This window comes from Burkholderia sp. HI2761, from assembly GCF_002223355.1.
Lineage (GTDB): Bacteria > Pseudomonadota > Gammaproteobacteria > Burkholderiales > Burkholderiaceae > Burkholderia.
In genome coordinates this window covers 1,681,885-1,704,693 of sequence record NZ_NKFN01000004.1, presented here as the reverse complement: position 1 = coordinate 1,704,693, position 22,809 = coordinate 1,681,885, and the positions used below count along the sequence as shown (strand labels likewise).

Annotated in this window: 21 protein-coding genes; 11 read left to right on the top strand and 10 right to left on the bottom strand. The window is 67.8% G+C overall.

Going from position 1 to position 22,809, the window contains the following annotated elements:
* Positions 1 to 22: 22 nt before the first annotated feature.
* Positions 23 to 904 carry an AraC family transcriptional regulator gene (locus tag CFB46_RS14780; protein ID WP_027784801.1) on the bottom strand — a complete coding sequence of 294 codons (882 nt, stop codon included), beginning with the start codon at positions 902 to 904 and terminating at the stop codon, positions 23 to 25.
* A gap of 278 nt (positions 905 to 1,182) precedes the next feature.
* On the opposite strand from CFB46_RS14780, the gene CFB46_RS14775 reads away from it, so the two are divergent.
* Positions 1,183 to 1,596 (top strand): gamma-glutamylcyclotransferase family protein, encoded by a 414-nt coding sequence (locus CFB46_RS14775; protein WP_027784800.1) that lies wholly within the window; start codon positions 1,183 to 1,185, stop codon positions 1,594 to 1,596.
* A 130-nt stretch (positions 1,597 to 1,726) separates the two neighbouring features.
* Here CFB46_RS14775 and aceB read toward each other — a convergent pair whose 3' ends face one another.
* Entirely contained in the window at positions 1,727 to 3,319 is a 1,593-nt protein-coding gene (gene aceB / locus CFB46_RS14770; RefSeq protein WP_089500435.1) for a malate synthase A, read from the bottom strand.
* A gap of 67 nt (positions 3,320 to 3,386) precedes the next feature.
* The gene (locus CFB46_RS14765) at positions 3,387 to 4,148 is read right to left on the bottom strand and encodes a haloacid dehalogenase type II (RefSeq protein WP_027784798.1); all 762 of its coding nucleotides are present in this window, start codon (positions 4,146 to 4,148) and stop codon (positions 3,387 to 3,389) included.
* 156 nt (positions 4,149 to 4,304) lie between these two features.
* Between CFB46_RS14765 and CFB46_RS14760 the strand changes: the two genes are divergently transcribed.
* Together CFB46_RS14760 and CFB46_RS14755 are read left to right on the top strand one after the other, a co-directional pair.
* Positions 4,305 to 5,210, top strand: coding sequence for a LysR family transcriptional regulator (locus CFB46_RS14760; RefSeq protein ID WP_027784797.1), 906 nt, complete (start codon positions 4,305 to 4,307; stop codon positions 5,208 to 5,210).
* Positions 5,211 to 5,369: 159 nt separating this feature from the next.
* Complete coding sequence (locus CFB46_RS14755; protein ID WP_011549516.1) at positions 5,370 to 5,804, top strand: universal stress protein; 435 nt, start codon at positions 5,370 to 5,372, stop codon at positions 5,802 to 5,804.
* A 209-nt stretch (positions 5,805 to 6,013) separates the two neighbouring features.
* Here the strand turns inward: CFB46_RS14755 and aceA are convergent, their stop codons facing one another.
* The 3 genes from aceA to CFB46_RS14740 form a co-directional block, all read right to left on the bottom strand.
* Entirely contained in the window at positions 6,014 to 7,321 is a 1,308-nt protein-coding gene (gene aceA, locus CFB46_RS14750; protein ID WP_027784796.1) for an isocitrate lyase, read from the bottom strand.
* Between the two features lie 395 nt (positions 7,322 to 7,716).
* Positions 7,717 to 9,267, bottom strand: a complete 1,551-nt coding sequence (locus tag CFB46_RS14745) for a DEAD/DEAH box helicase (RefSeq protein ID WP_027784795.1) — start codon at positions 9,265 to 9,267, stop codon at positions 7,717 to 7,719.
* Between the two features lie 357 nt (positions 9,268 to 9,624).
* Complete coding sequence (locus CFB46_RS14740) at positions 9,625 to 9,894, bottom strand: acyl-CoA-binding protein (RefSeq protein WP_011352486.1); 270 nt, start codon at positions 9,892 to 9,894, stop codon at positions 9,625 to 9,627.
* A gap of 147 nt (positions 9,895 to 10,041) precedes the next feature.
* On the opposite strand from CFB46_RS14740, the gene tsaB reads away from it, so the two are divergent.
* The 4 genes from tsaB to CFB46_RS14720 are packed head-to-tail and all read left to right on the top strand — an operon-like array spanning position 10,042 to position 13,286.
* A complete protein-coding gene (tsaB, locus tag CFB46_RS14735) occupies positions 10,042 to 10,809 on the top strand; it encodes a tRNA (adenosine(37)-N6)-threonylcarbamoyltransferase complex dimerization subunit type 1 TsaB (RefSeq protein WP_027784794.1) in 768 nt (255 codons plus the stop codon).
* Positions 10,806 to 11,306: a ribosomal protein S18-alanine N-acetyltransferase gene (rimI, locus tag CFB46_RS14730; protein WP_027784793.1), complete on the top strand. Its 501-nt coding sequence runs from the start codon at positions 10,806 to 10,808 to the stop codon at positions 11,304 to 11,306. The genes tsaB and rimI overlap by 4 nt, the downstream gene beginning before the upstream one ends.
* A complete protein-coding gene (locus tag CFB46_RS14725) occupies positions 11,293 to 12,324 on the top strand; it encodes a uracil-DNA glycosylase (protein WP_027784792.1) in 1,032 nt (343 codons plus the stop codon). The genes rimI and CFB46_RS14725 overlap by 14 nt, the downstream gene beginning before the upstream one ends.
* Positions 12,321 to 13,286, top strand: coding sequence for a DUF1853 family protein (locus CFB46_RS14720; protein WP_027784791.1), 966 nt, complete (start codon positions 12,321 to 12,323; stop codon positions 13,284 to 13,286). Before CFB46_RS14725 ends, CFB46_RS14720 begins: the two co-directional genes overlap by 4 nt.
* An 18-nt stretch (positions 13,287 to 13,304) precedes the next feature.
* Here CFB46_RS14720 and thiD read toward each other — a convergent pair whose 3' ends face one another.
* Positions 13,305 to 14,114 carry a bifunctional hydroxymethylpyrimidine kinase/phosphomethylpyrimidine kinase gene (thiD, locus tag CFB46_RS14715; protein ID WP_027784790.1) on the bottom strand — a complete coding sequence of 270 codons (810 nt, stop codon included), beginning with the start codon at positions 14,112 to 14,114 and terminating at the stop codon, positions 13,305 to 13,307.
* A 58-nt stretch (positions 14,115 to 14,172) separates the two neighbouring features.
* Positions 14,173 to 15,480, bottom strand: a complete 1,308-nt coding sequence (gene lplT, locus CFB46_RS14710; protein ID WP_089500311.1) for a lysophospholipid transporter LplT — start codon at positions 15,478 to 15,480, stop codon at positions 14,173 to 14,175.
* 218 nt (positions 15,481 to 15,698) lie between these two features.
* Here lplT and alr point away from each other — a divergent pair, with 218 nt between their 5' ends.
* The 3 genes from alr to CFB46_RS14695 all read left to right on the top strand — a co-directional run bounded on the left by alr (position 15,699) and on the right by CFB46_RS14695 (position 18,572).
* Positions 15,699 to 16,769 carry an alanine racemase gene (gene alr, locus CFB46_RS14705; protein ID WP_027784788.1) on the top strand — a complete coding sequence of 357 codons (1,071 nt, stop codon included), beginning with the start codon at positions 15,699 to 15,701 and terminating at the stop codon, positions 16,767 to 16,769.
* Positions 16,770 to 16,780: 11 nt separating this feature from the next.
* Positions 16,781 to 18,157 (top strand): DNA repair protein RadA, encoded by a 1,377-nt coding sequence (gene radA, locus CFB46_RS14700; RefSeq protein WP_027784787.1) that lies wholly within the window; start codon positions 16,781 to 16,783, stop codon positions 18,155 to 18,157.
* Positions 18,158 to 18,305: 148 nt separating this feature from the next.
* A complete protein-coding gene (locus CFB46_RS14695; protein WP_027784786.1) occupies positions 18,306 to 18,572 on the top strand; it encodes a DUF2866 domain-containing protein in 267 nt (88 codons plus the stop codon).
* Between the two features lie 184 nt (positions 18,573 to 18,756).
* Here CFB46_RS14695 and CFB46_RS14690 read toward each other — a convergent pair whose 3' ends face one another.
* On the bottom strand, positions 18,757 to 20,688 hold the full coding sequence (locus tag CFB46_RS14690; protein ID WP_027784785.1) for an ATP-binding cassette domain-containing protein: 1,932 nt from the start codon (positions 20,686 to 20,688) through the stop codon (positions 18,757 to 18,759).
* A 135-nt stretch (positions 20,689 to 20,823) separates the two neighbouring features.
* On the opposite strand from CFB46_RS14690, the gene CFB46_RS14685 reads away from it, so the two are divergent.
* Positions 20,824 to 21,303, top strand: a complete 480-nt coding sequence (locus CFB46_RS14685; RefSeq protein WP_027784784.1) for a glutathione peroxidase — start codon at positions 20,824 to 20,826, stop codon at positions 21,301 to 21,303.
* Between the two features lie 63 nt (positions 21,304 to 21,366).
* On the opposite strand, the gene cls is transcribed toward CFB46_RS14685, so the two are convergent.
* Entirely contained in the window at positions 21,367 to 22,806 is a 1,440-nt protein-coding gene (cls, locus tag CFB46_RS14680) for a cardiolipin synthase (RefSeq protein ID WP_027784783.1), read from the bottom strand.
* Positions 22,807 to 22,809: the final 3 nt, after the last annotated feature.

Here is a 22,809-nt window from a genome sequence, read left to right as displayed (position 1 = left end):
TCCGGCGCGCCGGAGCGAGCGATCAGCGGGCCGTGCCGATCGCGCCGTCGTCGTTTGGCGTTTCGTCGTCCGCGACGCCGCCGTCCGGGCCTCGATGCTCGTAGCCGCGGAGCATGAACGCGCGCGGGCTTTCGCCGAACGCACGGCGGAACATGGCCGAGAACGCGCTCTGGCTCTGGTAGCCGAGCTCACGCGCGATATGCGACAGCGGGCGCCCCTGGTTCAGCAGGGGGATTGCCCGCGCGAGCAGCGCCTGCTGGCGCCACTGCGAAAAGCTCACCCCGAGTTCCTGCTTGAATAGTCGCGATATCGTGCGCGTGCTCGCGCCGACCTCGCTTGCCCAGTGCTCGAGCGACTCCGCATGCGCGGGGTGCGCGAGTACCGATTCGCACAGCAGGCGCAGCCGTTTCTCGTCGGGCATCGGCACCGCGAGCGGCAACGGTTCGGCATGGCTCAGCTCGTCGAGCACGAGCCCGTACAGCAGGCGCTCGCGCGCGGCGCTCAGGTCGCGCGCGTCGAGTGCGACGATCAGTTCGCGCAGCAGCCCCGTCACCTCGACGACGCGGCAGGCATCGAGCCCGTCCGGCACGATCGACTCGTCGATATACAGCGTGCGCAAATAGGCCTCTTCGACGATCATGACTTCGTGCGTGACGTGCGGCGGCACCCAGATCGCACGGGACGGCGGCACCATCCAGGTCGTGCCGGTCGTCGCGACGCGCAGCACGCCGCGCGACGCGTACGCGAGTTGCGCCCACGCATGTGTGTGCAGCGGAATGCGGCGGCCGGCATCGACCTGCCGCGCGCGCACGCGCATCGGATGGACGGCGGTCGGCGCGAATTCCGGCGGAATGTCGATGACGTCGTACGGGTTCGATACGTCGGCTTGGGCGGGCGGATTCATGAACGGTTCGGGCGGCGCGGCGGCGATGCCGTTATTTTAGAAGGCGCAGCGCTTGCGCATGCGGCGGTTTTTCGGGCCATCATGCCGGGTTCAAATGAACTTTGTGTGGGCACCGGCAAATCCGGGGCGGCTGCGTGCGGCTGCGTGCGGCCGCGCGCGCCGACGGTTCGAACCATCGGGCCGGTATCGCGGTCTATCGATGCGTGCGCAATTGCATGCCAATCGCGCACCGATCGCACGCGAACACGGCAACACACGAATCGAAGAGGAGAACCACGATGCGCCACGTATTCGTCTATGGCACCTTGAGAGCCGGACAGGCCAACGACATCGGCCATGCGGCCGCTCGCCACGGAATCGCCGCGCCGACGCTGCTGGGCGCCGCCGCGCTGCCGGGCGAACTGTACGATTTCGGCACGTATCCGGGCATGATCGCCGGGCCGGCCGGCAAGTCGCTGGTCTGGGGCGACGTCTACGAGGTCGACGAGCAGCTCGTCCCGGTGCTCGACGAGATCGAGCGCGTCTATCCGGGCGTCGACTCGCTGTTCAAGCCGGAAGAGGTGACCGTCGAGCTCGGCGGCCGACAGTACGCCTGCCTGTATTATCCGGTTGCCGCGCATGCGGCGGCCGGGCGCCCGCGCATCGCGTCCGGCGACTGGGTTCAGCACCGGCGCGAGCAGGAAGCCGCCTGAGCGTGCCCGCGGGCGGCGGCCGGATTCGCCGCAAAAGAGAAAGCGCCCCGCGGGGCGCTTTTTTCATGCCGCCATCGCATGCGATCGCCGGCACGGCGTGGCCAGCCGGCGATCGCAGCAGACGGCGTCGTCAGATTTCCTCGTACAGCGGCAGCGTCAGGAATTCGGTGAAGCCTTCCGACGTCGACATCCGCTCGAAGATCGCCGCGGCGCGTTCGTACGGCTGCGTGTTGCCGCCGACCGAGCGCTTCACGTTGTCGAGCTCGATTTTCGCGAATTCGCGCACGAGTTCGGCCGTGACCTTGCGGCCGTCGTCGAGCACGCCCTTCGGCGAGCGGATCCACTGCCATACCTGCGAGCGGGAAATCTCGGCCGTGGCCGCATCTTCCATCAGGTTGTGGATCGGCACGCAGCCGTTGCCGTCGAGCCACGCGCCGAGGTAGTGGATCCCGATGTTGATGTTGTTGCGCAGGCCGGCTTCGGTGATCGGCGCTTCCGGCTGGAAGTCGAGCAGGTTCCTGCCTTCGACCTGGACGTCGTCGCGCTGCTTCGCGATCTGGTTCGGCTTGTCGCCGAGCACCTTGACGAATTCTTCCATCGCGATCGGCACGAGGCCCGGGTGCGCGACCCAGCCGCCGTCGTAGCCGTCGGTCGCGTCGCGGGCCTTGTCCGAACGCACGCCGCCCATTGCCTTCTCGTTCGCCTCCGGATCGTTCTTGATCGGGATCAGCGCGGCCATCCCGCCGATCGCCGGCGCGTTGCGCTTGTGGCAGGTCTTCAGCAGCAGCAGCGCGTACGCGCGCATGAACGGCACCGTCATCGTGATCTTCGAACGGTCGGCCAGGCAGAAGTCGCGGTCGTTCTTGAACTTCTTGATCGCCGAGAAGATGTAGTCCCAGCGGCCGGCGTTCAGGCCCGAGCTGTGTTCGCGCAGTTCGTACAGGATCTCGTCCATCTCGAACGCGGCGAGGATCGTCTCGATCAGCACCGTCGCGCGGATCGTGCCGCGCGGCACGCCGACCGCTTCCTGCGCGGCGACGAAGATGTCGTTCCACAGGCGCGCCTCGAGATGGCTTTCCATCTTCGGCAGGTAGAAGTACGGGCCGGAACCGCGCGCGATCAGTTCCTTCGCGTTGTGGAACAGGAACAGCGCGAAATCGAAGATGCCGCCGGACACGCGCTGGCCGTCGACCGTCACGTGCTTCTCGTCGAGGTGCCAGCCGCGCGGGCGCACGATTAGCGTCGCGACCTTGTCGTTCAGCTTGTACGACTTGCCGTTCTGCTCGAGCGAGATCGTGCGGCGGATCGCGTCCTTCAGGTTGATCTGGCCGTCGATCTGGTTCGTCCAGCTCGGTGCGTTCGAATCCTCGAAGTCCGTCATGTATGAATCGGCGCCCGAGTTCAGCGCGTTGATGATCATCTTGCGCTCGACGGGGCCCGTGATCTCGACCCGCCGGCATTGCAGGTCGGCCGGCAGCGGCGCGACCTTCCAGTCGCCTTCGCGAATCGCTTTCGTCTCGGCCAGGAAGTCGGGGCGCTCGCCCGCGTCGAGGCGTTTCGTGCGCTCGACGCGCGCCTGCAGCAGCGCTTGGCGGCGCGATTCGAACGTGCGGTGCAGCGCCGCGACGAGTGCCAGCGCGTCGGGCGTCAGGATGGCTTCGTAACCCGGCTTGATTTCGCCGGTGATCGTCATGCCTTGCGGCAGCGTGATCGGGGTGCTCATGAGTCTCATCTCCTTGGTCGGTCAGTTGCGGTTTCGGTGAAGGGGGAAGGCGGCAGCGCCGCGAGCGTCATGCACCCGGGCCGGGGCGCGTGCGGTTCGCGGGTCTGCCGGACGGAGCCGGGGTGGCGAGAAAGGCGAGCAGGTCGGCCATGCCGGTGCCCGTGCCGTGGGGCGGCGCGCCGAGTTCCTCGGCGGGCGCACCCGTGCGGTTGAGCCAGAACGTCGTGTAGCCGAACCAGGTGGCGCCGGCGACGTCCCACGCGTTCGACGACACGAACACGATGTCGCGCGGATTCGCCCCGAACGCGGCGGTGCCGAGTGCGTAAGCGGCCGGGCTCGGCTTGTACGCGCGCACGGTGTCGGCCGACAGCACGCGATCGAACAGCCCGGACATGCCGGCGCTCTTGATCGCGATGTCGAGCATCTGCGGGGTGCCGTTCGACAGGATCGCGAGCGGCGGGCGCGGGTCGAGCGCGCGCAGCTTGCGCAGCGCGGGCACCGTATCGGGATAGGTGGACAGGCACGCGTATTCGTCCATCAGCCGCTTCTCGGCCGCGCTGTTCAGCGCGAGCCCGAGCCGGCGCGCGGCGAACCGCAGCGCATCGAGCGTGATGTCCCGGAACGGGCGATAGCGGGCGCCGGCCGGATCGGCGAGCGTGCGCAACTGCGAGTATTCGATCTGCTTGCGTCGCCACAGCTGCGACAGCCGTTCCCCGTGACCGGGAAACATCTGCTCCGCCGCGGCCAGCACGGCGCGCACGTCGAACAACGTGCCGAATGCGTCGAAGAGGATAGCGTCGGGAGAGGAGAGTGTCGTTGTGGCCGACATAGCCTTGCGCTCCAGTTTCAGAGGTCGGGTCGATTCTATTCGTGATCGAAGGTGCTAAAAAAGACGCTAATCATCACTTGATCTTTTACTTTCATATACCTAATCTTGAGCGGCTCAAGCTATTTGAAGGGCGGCGAGGCCGTCCTTTCGGGAGTCATGGACCGGTTCAAACAGATCGAAACATTCGCCGCGGTCGCGGCGAAAGGCAGCCTGTCGGCGGCTGCGCACGCGGAAGGCGTCGCGCCGGCGATCATCGGCCGCCGCCTCGACGCGCTCGAGGAGCGGCTCGGCGTGAAGCTCCTCGTGCGCACGACGCGCAAGCTCACGCTGACGTTCGAGGGTTCGGCGTTCCTCGAGGATTGCCAGCGCATCATCAACGACATGCAGAACGCGGAGGCAAGCGTGTCCGCCGGCGGCGTCAAGGCGAGCGGCCATCTGCGGATTTCCGCGCCGGCCGGCTTCGGCCGGCGGCACGTCGCGCCGCTCGTGCCCGAATTCAGCGTCGGGCACCCCGACGTGTCGGTCACGCTCGACCTGTCCGACCGGATGGTCGACCTCGTCAACGAGGGGTTCGATTGCGCGGTGCGGCTCGGCGAGCTGCCCGATTCGTCGCTGGTGTCGCTGAAACTCGGCGAAAACCGCCGCGTGTGCGTCGCGTCCCCCGCGTATCTCGCGCGGCGCGGCACGCCCGCCACGCTCGCGGAACTCGCTCGCCACAACTGCCTCGCACTCGCGGCGAACGCGAACCAGCAGCGCGGGTGGGCGTTCCAGGACGGCGACAAGGTCGTGTCGATCCGCGTGAACGGCACGATGGAATGCTCGGACGGCGCGGTGCTGCACGAGTGGTGCCTCGAAGGCTACGGGCTCGCGTGGCGTTCGTGGTGGGAAGTCGGCGAGGACATCGCGGCCGGCCGGCTCGTCAGCGTGCTCGACGCGTTCGCCGCGCCGCCGATCGGCATCCATGCGGTGTTTCCGCAGCGCCGGCATCTGCCGCTGCGGGTGCGCCTGTTTCTCGATTACCTGAAGCACACGTACGAGCGACCCGGCTATTGGGGCGAGTAGGCGACGCGCGCCCGCGCGTTTCCGATATGAGGGCGAACCCGCTGGCGACGCGGTGAGCGCGGTTTCGCACACTACAATCGTAAGAGGCATGCGCGCCGTGTCGCGGCCGGCTCCGCTGGAGCCGCGGCGCGCGGCGCGCGATTGACGAAGGAGGGCGCGATGTTCCGGCACATCCTCGTTCCAACCGACGGTTCCGAACTGTCGCAAAAGGCGATCGACGGCGCGATCGACCTGGCTCGTGCGGTCGGCGCGCGCGTGACGGCCTACGCGTGCCTGCCGCAATACCCGTACTCGCCGTTTTCCGAAGTGATCATCGAGCCGCCCGCCGATTTTCGCGCGCGCAGCGAGCGCGAGGCGCGTGCGCATCTCGACGAGGTGGAAGCGGCCGCGAAGGCGGCCGGCGTCGCGTGCGACACGTGGACGAGCGTGCATCCGTCGCCGTATCTCGGCATCATCGAGGCGGCCGAGCGCGGCGGGTGCGACGTGATCTTCATGGCGTCCCACGGACGCCGCGGGCTCGGCAGCCTGCTGATCGGCAGCGAGACGCAGCGCGTGCTGACCCATACGAAAATTCCGGTGATCGTCTATCGGTAGGGCAGCGCCGGCCGTGGCCGGGCGGGCTGCGCCGCGGAAAAAGGGCGCGCCGGACGAAGCCGGCGCGCATCGTTGCTGGCGGCCCGCAGGCCGCGCGGCCGGTCGCGCAATGAGACTCGCGCGCCTGCCGTCTCCTCCCTGATTGTTGTCCGGTGGCCGATGCCGCGGCGTCAAGAGACGCGGCGGCATCGGCGTCACGCCACTGCGTGTTACGCGACCTTCTTGCCGTCGAAGAACTGTTCGTCCTCGGTCGAGCCATGCAGCGCGGTCGTCGACGCTTCGCGCTCGACCGTCTGCGTCACCGCGTCGAAGTAGCCCGTGCCGACCTCGCGCTGGTGCTTGACGGCCGTGAAGCCCTTGTCGGCTGCCGCGAACTCCGCCTGCTGCAGTTCGACGAATGCGCTCATCTGCGTGCGGGCATAGCCGTGCGCGAGATTGAACATCGAGTAGTTCAGCGCATGGAAGCCGGCCAGCGTGATGAACTGGAACTTGTAGCCCATCGCGCCGAGCTCCTTCTGAAACTTCGCGATCGTCGCGTCGTCGAGGTTCTTCTTCCAGTTGAACGACGGCGAGCAGTTGTACGACAGCAGCTTGCCCGGGAACTGCTTGTGGATTGCTTCCGCGAACTTCTTCGCGTACTCGAGATCGGGCTTGCCGGTTTCGCACCAGATCAGGTCCGCGTACGGCGCGTACGCGAGGCCGCGCGAGATGGCCTGTTCGAGGCCCGGCTTCGTGCGGAAGAAGCCTTCCACCGTACGCTCGCCCGTCAGGAACGGCTTGTCGTTGTCGTCGACGTCGGATGTGATCAGGTCGGCCGCTTCCGCGTCGGTGCGCGCAACCAGCACGGTCGGCGTGCCCATCACGTCAGCCGCGAGACGCGCGGCCGACAGCTTCGCGACCGCTTCGCGCGTCGGCACGAGCACCTTGCCGCCCATGTGGCCGCACTTCTTCACCGACGCGAGCTGGTCTTCGAAGTGGACGCCCGATGCGCCGGCCTCGATCATCGCCTTCATCAGTTCGAACGCATTGAGCACGCCGCCGAAACCGGCTTCCGCATCGGCGACGATCGGGGCGAAGAAATCGACGTAGCCTTCGTCGCCGGGGTTCTTGCCTTCCGACCACTGGATCTGGTCGGCGCGCGTCAGCGTATTGTTGATGCGCTTCACGACGAGCGGCACCGAGTTTGCCGGGTACAGCGACTGGTCCGGGTACATTTCGCCCGCGACGTTCGCGTCGCCGGCCACTTGCCAGCCGGACAGGTAGATGGCCTTCAGGCCGGCCTTCACCTGCTGCATCGCCTGGTTGCCGGTCAGCGCGCCGAGTGCGTTGACGAACGGCTCGTCGTTGATGAGGCGCCACAGTTTTTCCGCGCCGCGCTTGGCCAGCGTGTGCTCGATCGGGATCGAGCCGCGCAGGCGGACCACGTCCTCGGCCAAGTAGCTGCGCTTGATGCCCTTCCAGCGCGGATCGGTTTCCCATTGCTGCTGCAGTTCCTGTGCCTGTTGCTGACGCGACATGATGAGCTCCTTGAGGCGGTGTATGCGTGACGGGCCGAATCTGACCGTGGTGATGCCGTTCGCGAAGCGGGGAAGCGGTGCATTCCGTTTCGCGAAGTCTTGTATAAGAGTCTAGGCAAATTGGCGGCACCGAAACAGGGGCTGCATCGGGAAGTGAGGATTTTTTTAGTTGTTGGGAATCAACGGCTTGCCGTCTAAATTTCGAGATAAGAAACGCGTTTTCCTATCCCGCAATCGCGGAGGTTGTGCCCTGCAGCATGATTTTTTACGACGCAAAAAAATTTTCCGCATCGTGAAATGAGCGGCGGGCGAAAAAAAACCGGCGCGGATGCGCCGGTTTGGCTGGATTGGGCGGTACCCGATCCGCCGGGCGGCCGAGGGCCGCCCGTGTGTGCTTACGATGCCGAATTGCTGCGGCGCGGGGCGCCGCTGCGCTGACCGTCGCGACGCGGGCCGCCGTCACGGCTGCCGCCCGGCTTGCCGCTCCAGCCGCCGCCATTGCCGCCGCCGTGGCTGCGGCCGGCACCGTTGCCGTTGCCCGCATAACCGCCGCCCGGCTTGCCGCCGAAACGACGACCGCCGGTGCTGCCGCCCGGACGGCCGCGGCCGCCGGTGCCGCCGTTACGCGGGGGCGACTTGCGCGGTTCGAAACCTTCGACCACGTTGACCGGCAGCGGCGAGCGCACGAAGCGCTCGATACGCTTGAGCGCGCCTTGCTCGGCATGATGCACGAGGCTCACCGCGATACCCGAGCGGCCCGCGCGACCGGTACGGCCGATACGGTGCACGTAGTCTTCCGCGAACTTCGGCAGATCGTAGTTGAACACGTGCGTGATGCCCGGGATGTCGATGCCGCGTGCCGCGACGTCGGTGGCAACCAGCACGCGCACGCGGCGCTCGCGCAGCGCACGGATCGTGCGGTTACGCGCGCCCTGCGGGAGATCGCCGTGCAGCGCGGCCGATTCGAAGCCTGCGTCGGCGAGACGGCCGGCGAGCTGGTCGGCGTCGATCTTGGTCGCCGTGAAGATGATCGCCTGGTCGAGCGCGTCGTCGCGCAGCAGGTGATCGAGCAGGCGATCCTTGTGGTCGCGATCGTCGACGTAGTGCACGGTCTGCGCGATGTTCGTGCGCGACTCGAGGCGCTGCTGGATCTCGATGCGTTCCGGATCCTTCAGCAGGCGGCCCGTCAGCGAACCGATCTTGCCGTCGAGCGTGGCCGAGAACAGCATCGTCTGGCGCGACGCGGGCGTGGCCGCGACGATGGTTTCGATGTCGTCGATGAAGCCCATGTCGAGCATGCGGTCGGCTTCGTCGAGCACGAGCATCTTCAGTTCCGACAGGTCGATGCGGCCGCGCTCGAGGTGATCGAGCAGGCGGCCCGGCGTGGCAACCAGGATTTCCGGGTTCTTCGCGAGCAGCATCAGCTGCTGGCCGTAGGCGACGCCGCCGAGGATGCTGACCGTGCGCAGGCGCTTCAGGTGCTTGCCGTAGGTCGATGCGGCCGTCGTGACCTGCATCGCGAGTTCGCGGGTCGGCGTCAGCACGAGCAGGCTCGGGCGCGATACCGGCTGCGGGCGGCGGACGCGGCGGTCGCCGGTGTTCGGTTCACGCGGGGCGCGGGGCTGCTGCGCCTGCGTCTTCTGGAGCTGCGCGAAACGCTCGATCGCGGGCAGCATGAATGCGGCCGTCTTGCCCGAACCGGTCGGGCTCGACACCAGCAGGTCACGGCCGGCGATGCCGGCCGGGATCGCGCGCTGCTGGACCGGCGTCGGCTTCACATAGCCGGCAGCCTCCAGCGCGGAGACGATCTCCGGCGACAACCCGAGCGACGCGAAGCTCGGCTCGTCCGACGCCGGTTCGACCACGGCCGGTGCGGCGGCGGCGTCGAGACCGAGCGCCTGGTCGGCGATCACGTTGAGCGGGCTGGAGTTGATGCTCGAAGTCATAACAATCCTTGAAACACAGTGGGTGAAACGTCGGCGCCAATCGCGCATACCCAAGTCGTCGGATTCATCGAGCAAATCGGGAAACGGGAGCAATCCGCCGAACCGTCGGCGGATGAGGCATTAGAAGCTGTTTTGGGTGCGGCGCGCTTCAGGAGCGGGACCGCCAGCCTAGTTGACGACCGCGAAGGTCGAAGCAGGAGGGGACAGGTTCTAAACCGGATTGGAGCTTAACGCTACGAGGCGTCGGGCCGGAACGGCTTGCGAGCCGAGCGCGGGAGGTGACGCAGGCCGCATTATAAAGAAATTTGCTGCGCTGCGCCACTGATTTGATTGCCGATTGCGGCGGGGACGATCCGGTCAGGACGCCGTGCCGTTTTTCAGCGACTCGACGAGTTCGATGTACTGCTGCTTCGCCGCATCCTGCGACGTGCCCTTCAGGGCGTCCCACGCATCGTACTTGTATTTGCCGACGATATCGGTGAAGCCGGGCTTGTCGCCGTGCGCATCGCCGTCGGTCGCCTGCTTGAAGAGCGCGTACAGGCGCAGCAGGGTCAGGTTGCCCGGCCGTTCCGTCAGTTGCTTGACGTCGATCTGGGCCTGGTCGAATTGGGCGGTGAGTTCGCTCATCGGGTGTCTCCGTAAGGGTTTCAGATCGGCCGATCTTAACAAGCGGGCCGCCGCGCGGGGTCGAGCGATCCTTCCAAACCGCGGCCGGCGCCGCTCGCGTGCACAGATCGGGCCCGATCGCCCGTGGGAGCGGGGCGGCGCATTACAATGTCGGCCATGACGCAAACAGTGCTCCTCGCCATCGATACGTCGACCGAATACTGCTCGGTCGCGCTGCTGCGCTCGGCCCACGCCGATGACGCCGTTTCCACCCCGCAAACCTGGATCCGTCACGAGCTGACGGGCGCCGTGTCGAGCACGCGCGTGCTGCCGGCGATCCAGGAGCTCTTCGCCGAATCCGGGCTGACGCTCGCCGACTGCGACGCGATCGCGTTCGGCGCGGGCCCCGGCTCGTTCACGGGCCTGCGTACCGCGACGGGCATTACCCAGGGCCTCGCGTTCGGGGGCGGGCTGCCGGTCGTGCCGATCGGCACGCTGCTCGCGTGCGCCGAGCACGCGCGACTGCGCGCGCCCGACACGGCCCGCGTGCTCGCCGCGCTCGACGCGCGGATGGACGAAGCCTACTGGGCGGATTTCGCGTGGGACGACGGCGCCGGCGACTGGCGCGTGGTGCATCCGGCGTCGCTCGATGCACCGGGTGCCGTCGGCGTACCCGACGCGCCGTTCACGCTCGCCGGCAATGCGGCCGCGGCGTTCGGCGCGCAATTGCCGGCCGCCGCGCGGGCCGCCGCGATCGACGGCGACGCGCTGCCGCATGCGCTGGCGGTCGCGCATGCCGCGCTGCGCGCATTCCGCGCGGGGCGTGCGGTACCGGCCGACCAGGCCGCGCCCGAATACGTGCGCGACAAGGTCGCGCAGACCACGGCCGAGCGCATCGCGGCACGGGCCGCGCAGACGGGCGGAGCGAAGGGATGACGGGTGTGCTGCTGAGCGACCGCTATCTGGCGCCGATGACGGACGCCGATCTCGACGAGGTCGTCGCGATCGAACACGTCGCGTACGAATTTCCGTGGAGCCGCGGCAACTTCGAGGATTCGTTGCGCAACGGCTATCTGGGCGTATGCCTGCGGCACGTGACCGGGTCGCTCATCGGCTATTGCGTGCTGATGCCCGTGGTCGACGAGATGCATCTGCTGAACCTGTGCGTCGCGCCGGCCGCGCAGCATGCGGGCGCGGGCCTCGCGCTGCTGCGCGAGGCGGTGCGCATTTCGCGCGCGGAGCGGCTCGACGGCATGCTGCTCGAAGTGCGGCCGTCCAATCCGCGCGCGATCCATCTGTACGAGCGCTTCGGCTTCGTGACGATCGGCCGGCGCAAGAACTACTATCCGGCGAAGCATCGCAGCCGGGAGGACGCGATCGTGATGCGTCTGACGCTGAACAAGGACGAGGGGGATGCGCATGGCATGGGCTGAAGCGGCGCTCGAGGAACTGGGCCTCGCGCAGATCTGGGTGCGGCGTGGGCAGCGCGCGGACGACGACGCGGCAGCCGTCGCGCAAACCGCGGCGGCCGACGACGGTTCCGTCGTCGCGGCCGATCGGCCGGTGCGCGCAGCGCGTGCACCGGTGCAGGACGCTGCGCCAGCGGGCGTCGCGCGCGGCGCTGCCGGCGGCTTGCCGGCTCGCGAGTCGCGGGCGCCGGCGCACGATGTCGTCGATGGCGATCGGCCGCCCGCGCAGGCGGCATCGGCCGAGTCGGCCGCATCGCCCGCATCGTCCGATACGATGCCGTCGAAGGATGATGCGCCGCCTGCCGGGGACGACGATTTCGCCTGGTTCGACGCGGCGCCGCAGGGCGATTTCGTGCCGGCCGCCGAATCGCGTCCCGCCGGCACACCGGTCGCCGCGCTCGACTGGGAGGCACTGGCCGCGCGCGTGGCGGACTGCACGCTGTGCCGTCTGTGCGAGAAGCGGACCAACACCGTGTTCGGGGTTGGCGACCGCGAAGCGGACTGGATGCTGATCGGCGAAGCGCCGGGCGAGAACGAGGACAAGCAGGGTGAGCCGTTCGTCGGCCAGGCCGGCAAGCTGCTCGACAACATGTTGCAGTCGCTGTCGCTCAAGCGCGGCGACAACGTGTACATCGCGAACGTGATCAAGTGCCGCCCACCCGGCAACCGCAACCCGGAGCCGGACGAGGTCGCGAGCTGCGAGCCTTATCTGCAGCGCCAGGTCGCGCTCGTGAAGCCGAAGCTGATCGTCGCGCTCGGCCGTTTTGCCGCGCAGACGCTGCTGAAGACGGACGCGAGCATCGCATCGCTGCGCGGCCGCGTGCATGCGTACGAGGGCGTGCCGGTGATCGTCACCTACCACCCGGCCTACCTGTTGCGCAGCCTGCAGGACAAGTCGAAGGCGTGGGCCGATCTGTGCCTCGCGCGCGACACGTTCAAGCGTGCGGAAGGCGCCGACGCGCACGGTTCGGCCGGGCAATGACGGCCGGCGCGGCGTGCGCATTCGTCGATACGCTGCATGACGTCGCGGTGCGAGACCTGGGCTGGCTGCTGGCCAGTCCGAGCCTGCTCACCGCGGTGCCGGGCGCGCCGCTCGCGTGCCCTTGGCCGGATGCGGCCGGGCAAGCGGCCGTCGAAGCGTGGCTCGCCGCGCTCGATGCGCAGCCCGGGCCGCTGCATCGCGCGCTCGCCGGGTTTCGTCCCACCCGGCTCGGCCGCTACGCCGAATGCCTGCTCGAGTACTTTCTGACGCACGGGCCGTCGCTGCGGCTCGTCGCGGCCAATCTGCCGCTGCGCAGCAACGGCCGCACGCTCGGCGAAGTCGACTTTCTCGTCGATGCGCCGGACGGCCGGCGCCTGCACTGGGAACTCGCGGTGAAGTGCTATCTGTGTGCGCCGATCCGCGACGGCGCGTCGCTCGCCGACTTCGTCGGCCCCAATCTCGTCGACCGGTTCGACCTCAAGCGCAGCCGGCTGCTCGACCACCAGTTGCGGCTCGGCGAACACGACGGCTTTGCCCGGCTCGGCTACGGCGCACCGTCCGACGCGCAGATGTTCATCAAGGGTTGGCTGTTCCATCCGCACGGCGTGCCGGTATCGCCGGTGTCCGCCGAAATCGCGCCGGATCACCCGCGCGGTTTCTGGCTGACGCACGCGCAGTGGCCGGCGTGGGCGGCCGCGCAGCGCGACGGCGCGGCATGGAGCGTGTTGCCGAGGCTGGCATGGCTGGCGCCGCGGCGTGCCGCCGGGGGCGCAGGTTTCGAGCCCGAGCCGCTGGCGAGCGCACCGGAACTGCCGCCCGTGCTCGCGACGCGCCAGACGCCCGACCTGATCGGCATCCATGAACAGGGCGGCGACGGCACGTGGCGCGAGACGGCGCGCGGTTTCGTCGTGCCCGACGACTGGCCGGCGCGCGCGCAGGCGTTTGCGGCGCAGGATCGCTGACGCCGCGTCAGCCGGCGTTCACCACCAGCGATGAAAGTGATGGACCGGGCCGACGCCGTGGCCGACGTCGAGGTGGCCGCTCGCGGCGATCGCGCCGGTCAGGTAGGTCTTTGCCTCGCGTACCGCGCTTTCCAGGTCGGGTTGCTGCGGCAGCAGTGCCGCGATCGCCGACGACAGCGTGCAGCCGGTGCCATGCGTATTGCTGACCGGCACGCGCGCGCCGTCGAGCCGCACGGTGCGTGTCGCTTCGACGAGCCAGTCCGGGCTCGCGGACGCGTCGGGCAGGTGGCCGCCCTTCATCAACACGGCGCGCGCGCCCGTTCGCAGCAAGGCCTGGCCTTGCCGGACCATGTCGTCTTCGGTGGTGGCGGGCGCATCGTTCAGCAGTGCGGCCGCTTCGGGCAGGTTCGGCGTGACGACGGTCGCGAGCGGCAGCAGCGTGTCGCGCAACGCGTCGACGGCATCGGGCGCGAGCAGCGCGTGGGCGCTCTTCGAGATCATCACCGTGTCGAGCACGACGAAGCGCGGCACGTAACGGCGCAGCGCGTCGGCTACCGCGTGCACGATCGCCGCGTTGGCGAGCATCCCGATCTTGACCGCATCGATGCGGATGTCGTCGAACACCGCGTCGAGCTGCGCGGTCACGAAGGCGGCGTCCGGCGCATGCACGCCCGTCACGCCGCGCGTGTTCTGCGCGGTCAGCGCGGTGATCACGCTCGCGCCATACGCGCCGAGCGCGGAAAACGTCTTCAGGTCGGCCTGGATGCCTGCGCCGCCGCCCGAATCGGAGCCGGCGATCGTCAGGATGTTGGGTATCGGGTGCGTCATGAGGGCAACGCGCCGGTGCGAGGACCGGCGTCGGCGGACGGAAACGGAAAGTGTAGCGTCAGTGCCGCGATTCGCCGATCAGCGCGACCGAGTCGAACTGACGCTGGTTCGCCTGGTGGCGGCGCATCACGAGCCACATCGTCAGGCAGACGAACGTGCCGAACAGCACGATCACGACGCCGACCGGCACGTCGAGCCACACGAGCACCGCATACAGGCACAGCATCACAAGCACTGACAGGTTCTCGTTGAAGTTCTGCACCGCGATCGAATGGCCGGCCGACAGCAGCACGTGGCCGCGATGCTGCAGCAGCGCATTCATCGGTACGACGAAGTAGCCGGACAGCGCGCCGACGCCGATCAGGAAGATGTAGGCGACGATCAGGTAGAACGGCAGGCGCAGATGGCCGAAGTGCAAGGCCCAGTGCGACGGGAACAGGTCGCGCGTGTAGAACGCCATCAGCATCACCGCGATGCCCATGATGATGCCGACGGGCAGCACGGACAGCGACTTCTTCAGCGGAATCCGGGCGGCGGCGGCGATCGCGCCGCCCGCGACGCCGACCGCGACCACGGCCTGCAGGATCGCGCCTTCGGACAGCGACATGTTGAGCGACACCTCGGCCCATTTCAGCACGATGAACTGCAGCGTCGCGCCCGCCCCCCAGAACAACGTGGTGACCGCGAGCGAGATCTGGCCGAGCTTGTCGCGCCAGAGCACCATGAAGCAGTCGGCGAAATCGGTGAGCAGCTTGACCGGGCCGCGTTCCTGCTTCGGATAGCGGGCGCCCGTGTCGGGAATGCGCAGGTTGAACAGCGCGGCGACCACGTAGATCGCCATGATGATCGCCATCGCGGCTTCGGCGGGCGTGCCGATCCAGGCGGGCGTGTGCGCGATCACGTGCGCTGCGATGTGCGGGCTGATCAGCGCGCCGCCGAGCACGGTGCCGAGGATGATCGAGCTGACGGTCGTGCCTTCGATCCAGCCGTTCGCGGCGACCAGCCGGTCGGCCGGCAGCAGCTCGGTGAGAATCCCGTACTTGGCGGGCGAGTAGGCCGCCGCGCCGAAGCCGACGATCCCGTACGCGATCAGCGGGTGGGCGCCGAATAGCATGACCATGCAGCCGACCACCTTGATCGAGTTGGTGATGAACATCACGCGGCCCTTCGGGCGCGAATCCGCGAAGGCACCGACATACGCCGCCAACACCACATACGACAACACGAAGAACAGCTTCAGCAGCGGTGTCATCCAGTTGGGGGCGTGGAGGTCTTTCAGCAGGGCGATGGCGGCGATGAGGAGCGCATTGTCGGCCAACGACGAGAAAAACTGCGCGGCCATGATGGTGTAAAAACCTTTTTTCATCTGATGCGATGCTTTCGTCGCTGCGGCAGGGCCGCGTAGGCCGCCTGATATGCGATCGGCTTATTCCGTTCGAAATGGGTTGTGCGCACGGCTTTATAACATGAAAATACGCGAATTCGGACTAGCAAGATTCCCCGATCGTTCCGCAAATTGTCGGCTTCGGTGCTCAAAAGGCGCGGTAAGCTGATGATTCGCAAGCGTCTTTACGTAAATTTCCCATGCCGCGCCCGATCTCCGCCACCATCCATACCGCCGCTCTCGCGAACAATCTCTCCGTCGTCCGCCGCTTTGCCGGCCCGTCCAAGGTCTGGACGGTCGTCAAGGCCAACGCGTACGGCCACGGTCTCGCCCGCGCGTTTCCGGGCCTGCGCGGCACCGACGGCTTCGGCCTGCTCGACCTCGACGAGGCCGTGAAGCTGCGCGAGCTCGGCTGGGCCGGCCCGATCCTGCTGCTCGAAGGCTTCTTCCGCTCGACCGACATCGACGTGATCGACCGCTACAGCCTGACGACGACCGTCCACAACGACGAGCAGATGCGGATGCTGGAAACGGCGCGGCTGTCGAAGCCCGTCAACGTGCAGCTCAAGATGAACAGCGGGATGAACCGGCTCGGTTACGCGCCGGAGAAGTACCGTGCCGCGTGGGAGCGCGCCCGCGCGTGCCCCGGCATCGGTCAGATCACGTTGATGACCCATTTTTCGGACGCGGACAACGAGCGCGGCGTCGCCGAGCAGCTCGCGACCTTCGAGCGTGGCGCGGAAAACATCGCCGGCGCGCGCAGTCTCGCGAATTCGGCGGCCGTGCTGTGGCATCCGGACACGCACTTCGACTGGGTGCGGCCGGGGATCGTGCTGTATGGGGCGTCGCCGTCCGGGCTGTCGTCCGATATCGCCGACACGGGGCTGAAGCCCGCGATGACGCTCGCGTCCGAGCTGATCGCGGTGCAGACGATCGCGAAGGGCCAGGCGATCGGCTATGGCTCGACGTTCTCCGCGCAGGCGCAGATGCGGATCGGCGTCGTCGCGTGCGGCTACGCGGACGGCTATCCGCGCGTCGCGCCGGAAGGCACGCCCGTGATCGTCGACGGCATCCGCACGCGGATCGTCGGTCGCGTGTCGATGGACATGATCACCGTCGATCTGACGCCGTGTCCGCAGGCCGGCGTCGGCGCTCGTGTCGAGCTGTGGGGCAATGCGCTGCCGATCGACGACGTCGCGCGTCATTGCGGCACGATCGGCTACGAGCTGATGTGCGCGGTCGCCGCGCGCGTGCCGGTGCGAGCGGAATAAGGGCGTCGCGCGTGGCCAAACAGAAAACGATTTACGTCTGCAGCGAGTGCGGCGGACAGACCCCCAAGTGGCAGGGCCAGTGCCCGTCGTGCCAGGCATGGAACACCCTCGTCGAATCGGTCGCCGAGTCGCCGGCGGCCCATCGTTTCCAGTCGCTCGCGAAGCGGGCGCCGGTGCAGCGTCTCGCCGACATCGAGGCCGCCGACGTGCCGCGCTTCTCGACCGGCATCGGCGAATTCGACCGCGTGCTGGGCGGCGGGCTGGTTCCCGGCGGCGTCGTGCTGATCGGCGGCGATCCGGGCATCGGCAAGTCGACGTTGCTGCTGCAGTCGCTCGCGGATATCGCGAACGAGCGGCGCGCTCTATATATCAGCGGCGAGGAATCGGCCGCGCAGATCGCGTTGCGCGCGCAACGGCTCGCGCTGCTCGACGGCGGCGCGCCGGCGGCCGAACTGAAGCTGCTCGCCGAGATTCAGCTCGAGAAGATCCAGGCCGCGATCGACGCGGAGCGGCCGGACGTGGCCGTCATCGACTCGATTCAGACTGTCTACTCGGACGCGCTCACGTCGGCGCCCGGCTCGGTCGCGCAGGTGCGCGAATGCGCGGCGCAGCTCACGCGCATCGCAAAACAGTCGGGCACCGCGATCATCATGGTCGGGCACGTGACGAAAGAAGGCAACCTGGCCGGCCCGCGCGTGCTCGAGCACATCGTCGACACGGTGCTGTATTTCGAGGGCGACACGCATTCGTCGTTCCGGCTCGTGCGTGCGTTCAAGAACCGCTTCGGCGCGGTCAACGAACTCGGCGTGTTCGCGATGACCGAGCGCGGGCTGCGCGGCGTAGCCAACCCGTCCGCGCTGTTCCTGTCGCAGCACGAGCAGGTCGTGCCCGGTTCGTGCGTGCTCGTCACGCAGGAAGGCACGCGCCCGCTGCTCGTCGAAATCCAGGCGCTCGTCGATACGGCGCACGTGCCGAACCCGCGCCGGCTCGCGGTCGGCCTCGAGCAAAACCGGCTCGCGATGCTGCTCGCGGTGCTGCACCGGCACGCGGGCATCGCGTGCTTCGACCAGGACGTGTTCCTGAATGCGGTGGGCGGCGTGAAGATCACCGAACCGGCCGCCGACCTCGCGGTGCTGCTCGCGATTCACTCGTCGATGCGCAACAAGGCGCTGCCGAAAGGGCTCATCGTATTCGGCGAGGTGGGATTGGCGGGCGAGATCCGGCCGTCCCCGCGCGGGCAGGAGCGGCTGCGCGAAGCGGCGAAGCTCGGCTTCACGTCCGCGCTGATTCCGAAGGCGAATGCGCCGAAACAGCCGATCGAAGGGCTGAACGTGATGGCCGTCGAGCGGCTCGAGCAGGCGATCGACCGCGTGCGCGATCTTGAATGAGCGGCCCGGCCCGCGCTCGGGCCGGGCGTCGACGGACGATCTGTCGCGTAATTCGCTGTAAAGAATATGTAGGCGACTGTAACCCGCCGGACATCGCTTTTCCCTATCCTTTTCCGGATCGTCGAACCGCGTAATGCGAAGGGAACCTATGTTGAAATCGTACGGGGAAGCGCCTGGCGGACGCCTTTACAACTTGCGCGGCTGCCGCGTGTCGGAGCCGATTCGCCAGCCGTGGGGCGGCGGATGCCGGATCGTCGAATGGATCGACGAAGAAGGGCGCCTCGCGCGCAAGGTCGTGTCCGAGGATGTGACGGAAGCGGAAGTCGCCGCGGCGATCCGCCGGCCGACCAAAGGGCGCCGATACCTGATGGGCGACGACGAGCAGATGCCGCGCGACACGCTGCCGCGCCGCTGAGCGGATGGCGCGGCGGGCCGACGCAGCCCTGTCGAACGCAACAATGACGATGAGGCCGGGCCTGGGTGCTCGGCCTCGTCGTTTCCGCGGCCGGGCGGGTTCGTGGGGCGTTGACGCCCCGACGTGACACGCCGCCGATGATGCCGTTGACGCGATCATCGGCTGACGGCCCCGGCGGCCGCGGTCAGCCGATCTGCTCGAGTTCTTCCTGCACGGCAAGCCAGTCCGCCTCGACCGTCTCGAGCCGGGTATTGACCTCGCCGAGCTTGCGGATCGCGTCGGTCAGTTCCGTCTTGCGCGCGGCCTCGTAGCTCGCCGGATCGGCGACGAACGCGTCGAGGCGCGCCTTCTCCGCGTGCAGCGTTTCCATTTCCCTTTCGAGCTTCGTGATGCGGTTCTGCAGCGGCTTCTTCAACTGCGACAGCCGCTGGCGTTCCTCGGCCGCCTGGCGTTTCTGATCCTTGCGGTTGACGCCCGCATCGGCGCCCGCGGCTGCCGCGCTGTCGGCCTTCGCGGCCGCGCGCTGCTCGGCCGCATGCTGCAGCAGCCAGTCGCGGTAGTCGTCGAGATCGCCGTCGAACGGCTGCAGCCGGTGCTTCGCGACCAGCATGAACTGGTCGGTCGTCGCGCGCAGCAGGTGACGATCGTGCGACACGAGGATCAGCGTGCCCTCGAACTGCGCGAGCGCCATCGTCAGCGCGTGGCGCGTTTCGAGATCGAGGTGGTTCGTCGGTTCGTCGAGCAGCAGCAGGTTCGGCTTCTGCCAGATGATCAGTGCCAGTGCGAGGCGCGCTTTTTCGCCGCCCGAGAACGGCCCGACCGGACTGGTCGCCATGTCGCCCGAGAAATTGAAGCCGCCGAGGAAGTCGCGCAACTCCTGCTCGCGCGTATCGGGCGCGAGCCGCGCCAGGTGCGCGAGCGGCGAATCGTCTTCGCGCAGCGTTTCGAGCTGGTGCTGCGCGAAATAGCCGATCGTCAGGCCCTTGCCGTCGCGGACGTGCCCGGACAGCGGCGCGAGCGTGCCGGCCAGCGTCTTGATCAGCGTCGACTTGCCCTGGCCGTTCGCGCCCAACAGGCCGATGCGCTGGCCGTTCTGGATCGACAGCGCGACGCGCTCGACGATCGGGATGTCCGCTCCGTCATCGGTGTGGTAGCCGCAACGGACGTCTTCCATCACCATCATCGGGTTCGGTGCGGCATCGGGCGTGCGGAATTCGAACGTGAACGGCGACGCGATGTGCGCGGGCGCGATCAACTCCATCTTCTCCAGCGCCTTCATCCGGCTTTGCGCCTGCTTGGCCTTGGTCGCCTTGGCCTTGAAGCGGTCGACGAAGCTCTGCAGGTGCTCGATCGTCTTCTGCTGCTTTTCGTATGCGTTTTGCTGCAGCGCCAGTTGCTGCGCGCGCAGCACTTCGAACTGCGAGTAGTTGCCGCCGTAGCGCTTCACCTGGCGGTTTTCCAGATGCAGCGTGACGTTGCAGATCGAATCGAGGAATTCGCGGTCGTGCGAGATCACGACGAGCGTGCCGGGGTAGCGGTGCAGCCAATCCTCGAGCCACACGATCGCATCGAGGTCGAGGTGGTTCGTCGGCTCGTCGAGCAGCAGCAGGTCGGAGCGGCACATCAGCGCCTGCGCGAGGTTCAGCCGCATGCGCCAGCCGCCGGAGAAGCTCGCGACGGATTCGCGCGTTTGCGCGAGCGTGAAGCCGAGGCCGAGCAGCAGCGCTTCGGCGCGGGCCGGCGCGGTGTAGCCGTCGGCATCGGCGAACGCCGCGTGCGCGTCGGCTTCGGCGGCGCCGTCATGCGCGGCCGACGCGGCGGCGATGCGGGCCTCGATCTCGCGCAGCGCGGCATCGCCGTCGAGCGTGTAGTCGAGCGCCGAGCGGTCGACCGCGGGCGTTTCCTGCGACACGTGGGCGATCCGCCACGACGGCGGCATCGAGAAATCGCCTCCGTCGGAATGCAGCTCGCCGCGCAGGACGGAAAACAGCGTCGACTTGCCGGCGCCGTTCGCGCCGATCAGGCCGGCTTTCTCGCCGGGATTGAGCACGAACGAGGTCGACTCGAACAGCGGCTTGGTGCCGCGCGCAAGGCTGAACTGATTGAAACGGATCACGGCGGAAATGACTGGCCAAAACCGCTATTCTAGACCGCGCGCCGGTCGCGCCGGGCATCGGCCGTTCGGCGGATGCCGCAACGGCGCAATTTCGCCTAGACTCCACGTCGATCCGGTTTCGTAAAGGAGTGCCCGATGTCCACCCTGTATTCATTCAGCGCAGAGACGCTCGCCGGTGCGCCGGTATCGCTCGATGCGTATCGCGGCAAGGTGCTGCTGATCGTCAATACCGCGAGCGAGTGCGGTTTCACGCCGCAGTACGCGGGTCTGCAGAAGCTGTACGACCAGTACTCGGCGCGCGGCTTCTTCGTGCTCGGCTTCCCGTGCAACCAGTTCGGCAAGCAGGAGCCGGGCGACGCCGCGCAGATCGGCGCGTTCTGCGAGCGCAACTACGGCGTCACCTTCCCGATGTTCGCGAAGATCGACGTGAAGGGCGACCATGCGCATCCGCTGTATCGCTACCTGACCGACGAGGCGCCCGGCATTCTCGGCCTCAAGGCGATCAAGTGGAATTTCACGAAATTCCTGATCGACCGCGAAGGGTGCATCGTCAAGCGCTACGCGCCGTCCACCAAGCCTGAGGAAATCGCCGCGGACATCGACAAGCTGCTGTGACGGCGCCGCGCGGCGTGTGTCGCGCCGGTGCGGATCGCGCGGGCGCGGCGGTCGTCAGGGCCGTTACAGGATCGGCGCGAACAGCCGCGCGACGTGCATCGCGATGCGCCGCCACGCGGGCGACTGCCGGTATTCGTCCGCATCGACCTCGTACGCCTGCGCGAAGTCGGCATCGAGCATCGTCTCGACTTCGTCGGCGAACGCCGGGTCGACGGTCAGCACCATCACCTCGAAATTGAGGCGGAACGAGCGGTTGTCGAGATTCGCGCTGCCGATCGCCGCCGCGACGCGGTCGATCAGCACGACCTTCTGGTGCAGGAAGCCGGGCCGGTAGCGGAACACCTTCACGCCCGCATCGATGAGGTCGCGCGCGTAAAGCTTGGACGCCTCGAACACGACGTAGTGGTCGCGCCGGCTCGGGATCAGGATGCGTACGTCGACGCCGCGCATCACGGCGAGCTTCAGCGCGCAGAGCACGGCTTCGTCGGGAACGAGGTACGGCGTGGTGATCCAGACCCGCTCGCGGGCCGCATTGATCGATTCGACGAAGAACAGCGAGCCGGTTTCCTGCTTGTCGGCCGGCCCCATCGGCACCGCGAGGCAATGCATGCCGTCGCCGGGTTGCGCGGGCGGCGGCAGCGCGATGGGCGGCAGCTTCTGCGTCGCCCAATGCCAGTCTTCGGCGAACACGTACTGGATGCTCGCCACCACGGGGCCGCGTATCTCGATGTGGGTATCGCGCCATGGCGACAGGCGCGGGTTCGCGCCGAGATATTCGACGCCGACGTTGTGGCCGCCGACGAACGCGCGATTGCCGTCGACGACGACGATCTTGCGATGGTTGCGGAAGTTCAGCTGGAAGCGGTTGACGAATTTCCGGTTGGTCGCGAACGGATGGACCTCGACGCCGCCCCGGCGCAATGCGTCGACGTAGCCGTGCGGCAGGTCGAAGCTGCCGATGCTGTCATACAGCAGGCAGCAGCGTACGCCGGCGGCCGCGCGCGCGAGCAGCGCGTCGCGCAGCATCCGGCCGAGCGCATCGTCGCGCACGATGAAGAACTGGACGAGTACGTAGTCGCGCGCGGCGTCGATCGCCGACAGGATGGCCGAGAACGTCGCGTCGCCGTTCACGAGCGTGCGCACCGAATTGCCGCCGAGGAACGGCATGCCGCCGAGCCGCGTGAGCGCGAGCACGGCGGCCTGGCCCAGCGCGTCGGCGGCCGGCCCGTCGGTCGCGTCGGTGGTGCGCCACGGCGAGCGCGGTGTGTGCGTGCGCAACATTTCCAGCTCGTGGCGGCGGGCGTCGACGTAGCCGGAGAATTTGCTGCGGCCGAGGAACAGGTACGGAACGAGCGTCAGGTACGGCATGGCCGTGAGCGAGACGGCCCACGCGATCGCGCCTTGCGACGTGCGCGTGTTCATGATTGCGTGGCACGCCGCGACGATTCCGAGCACGTGGACGGTCAGGATCAGGGTGCCGAGATGTAGCCAGTCGAGGGTCATGGG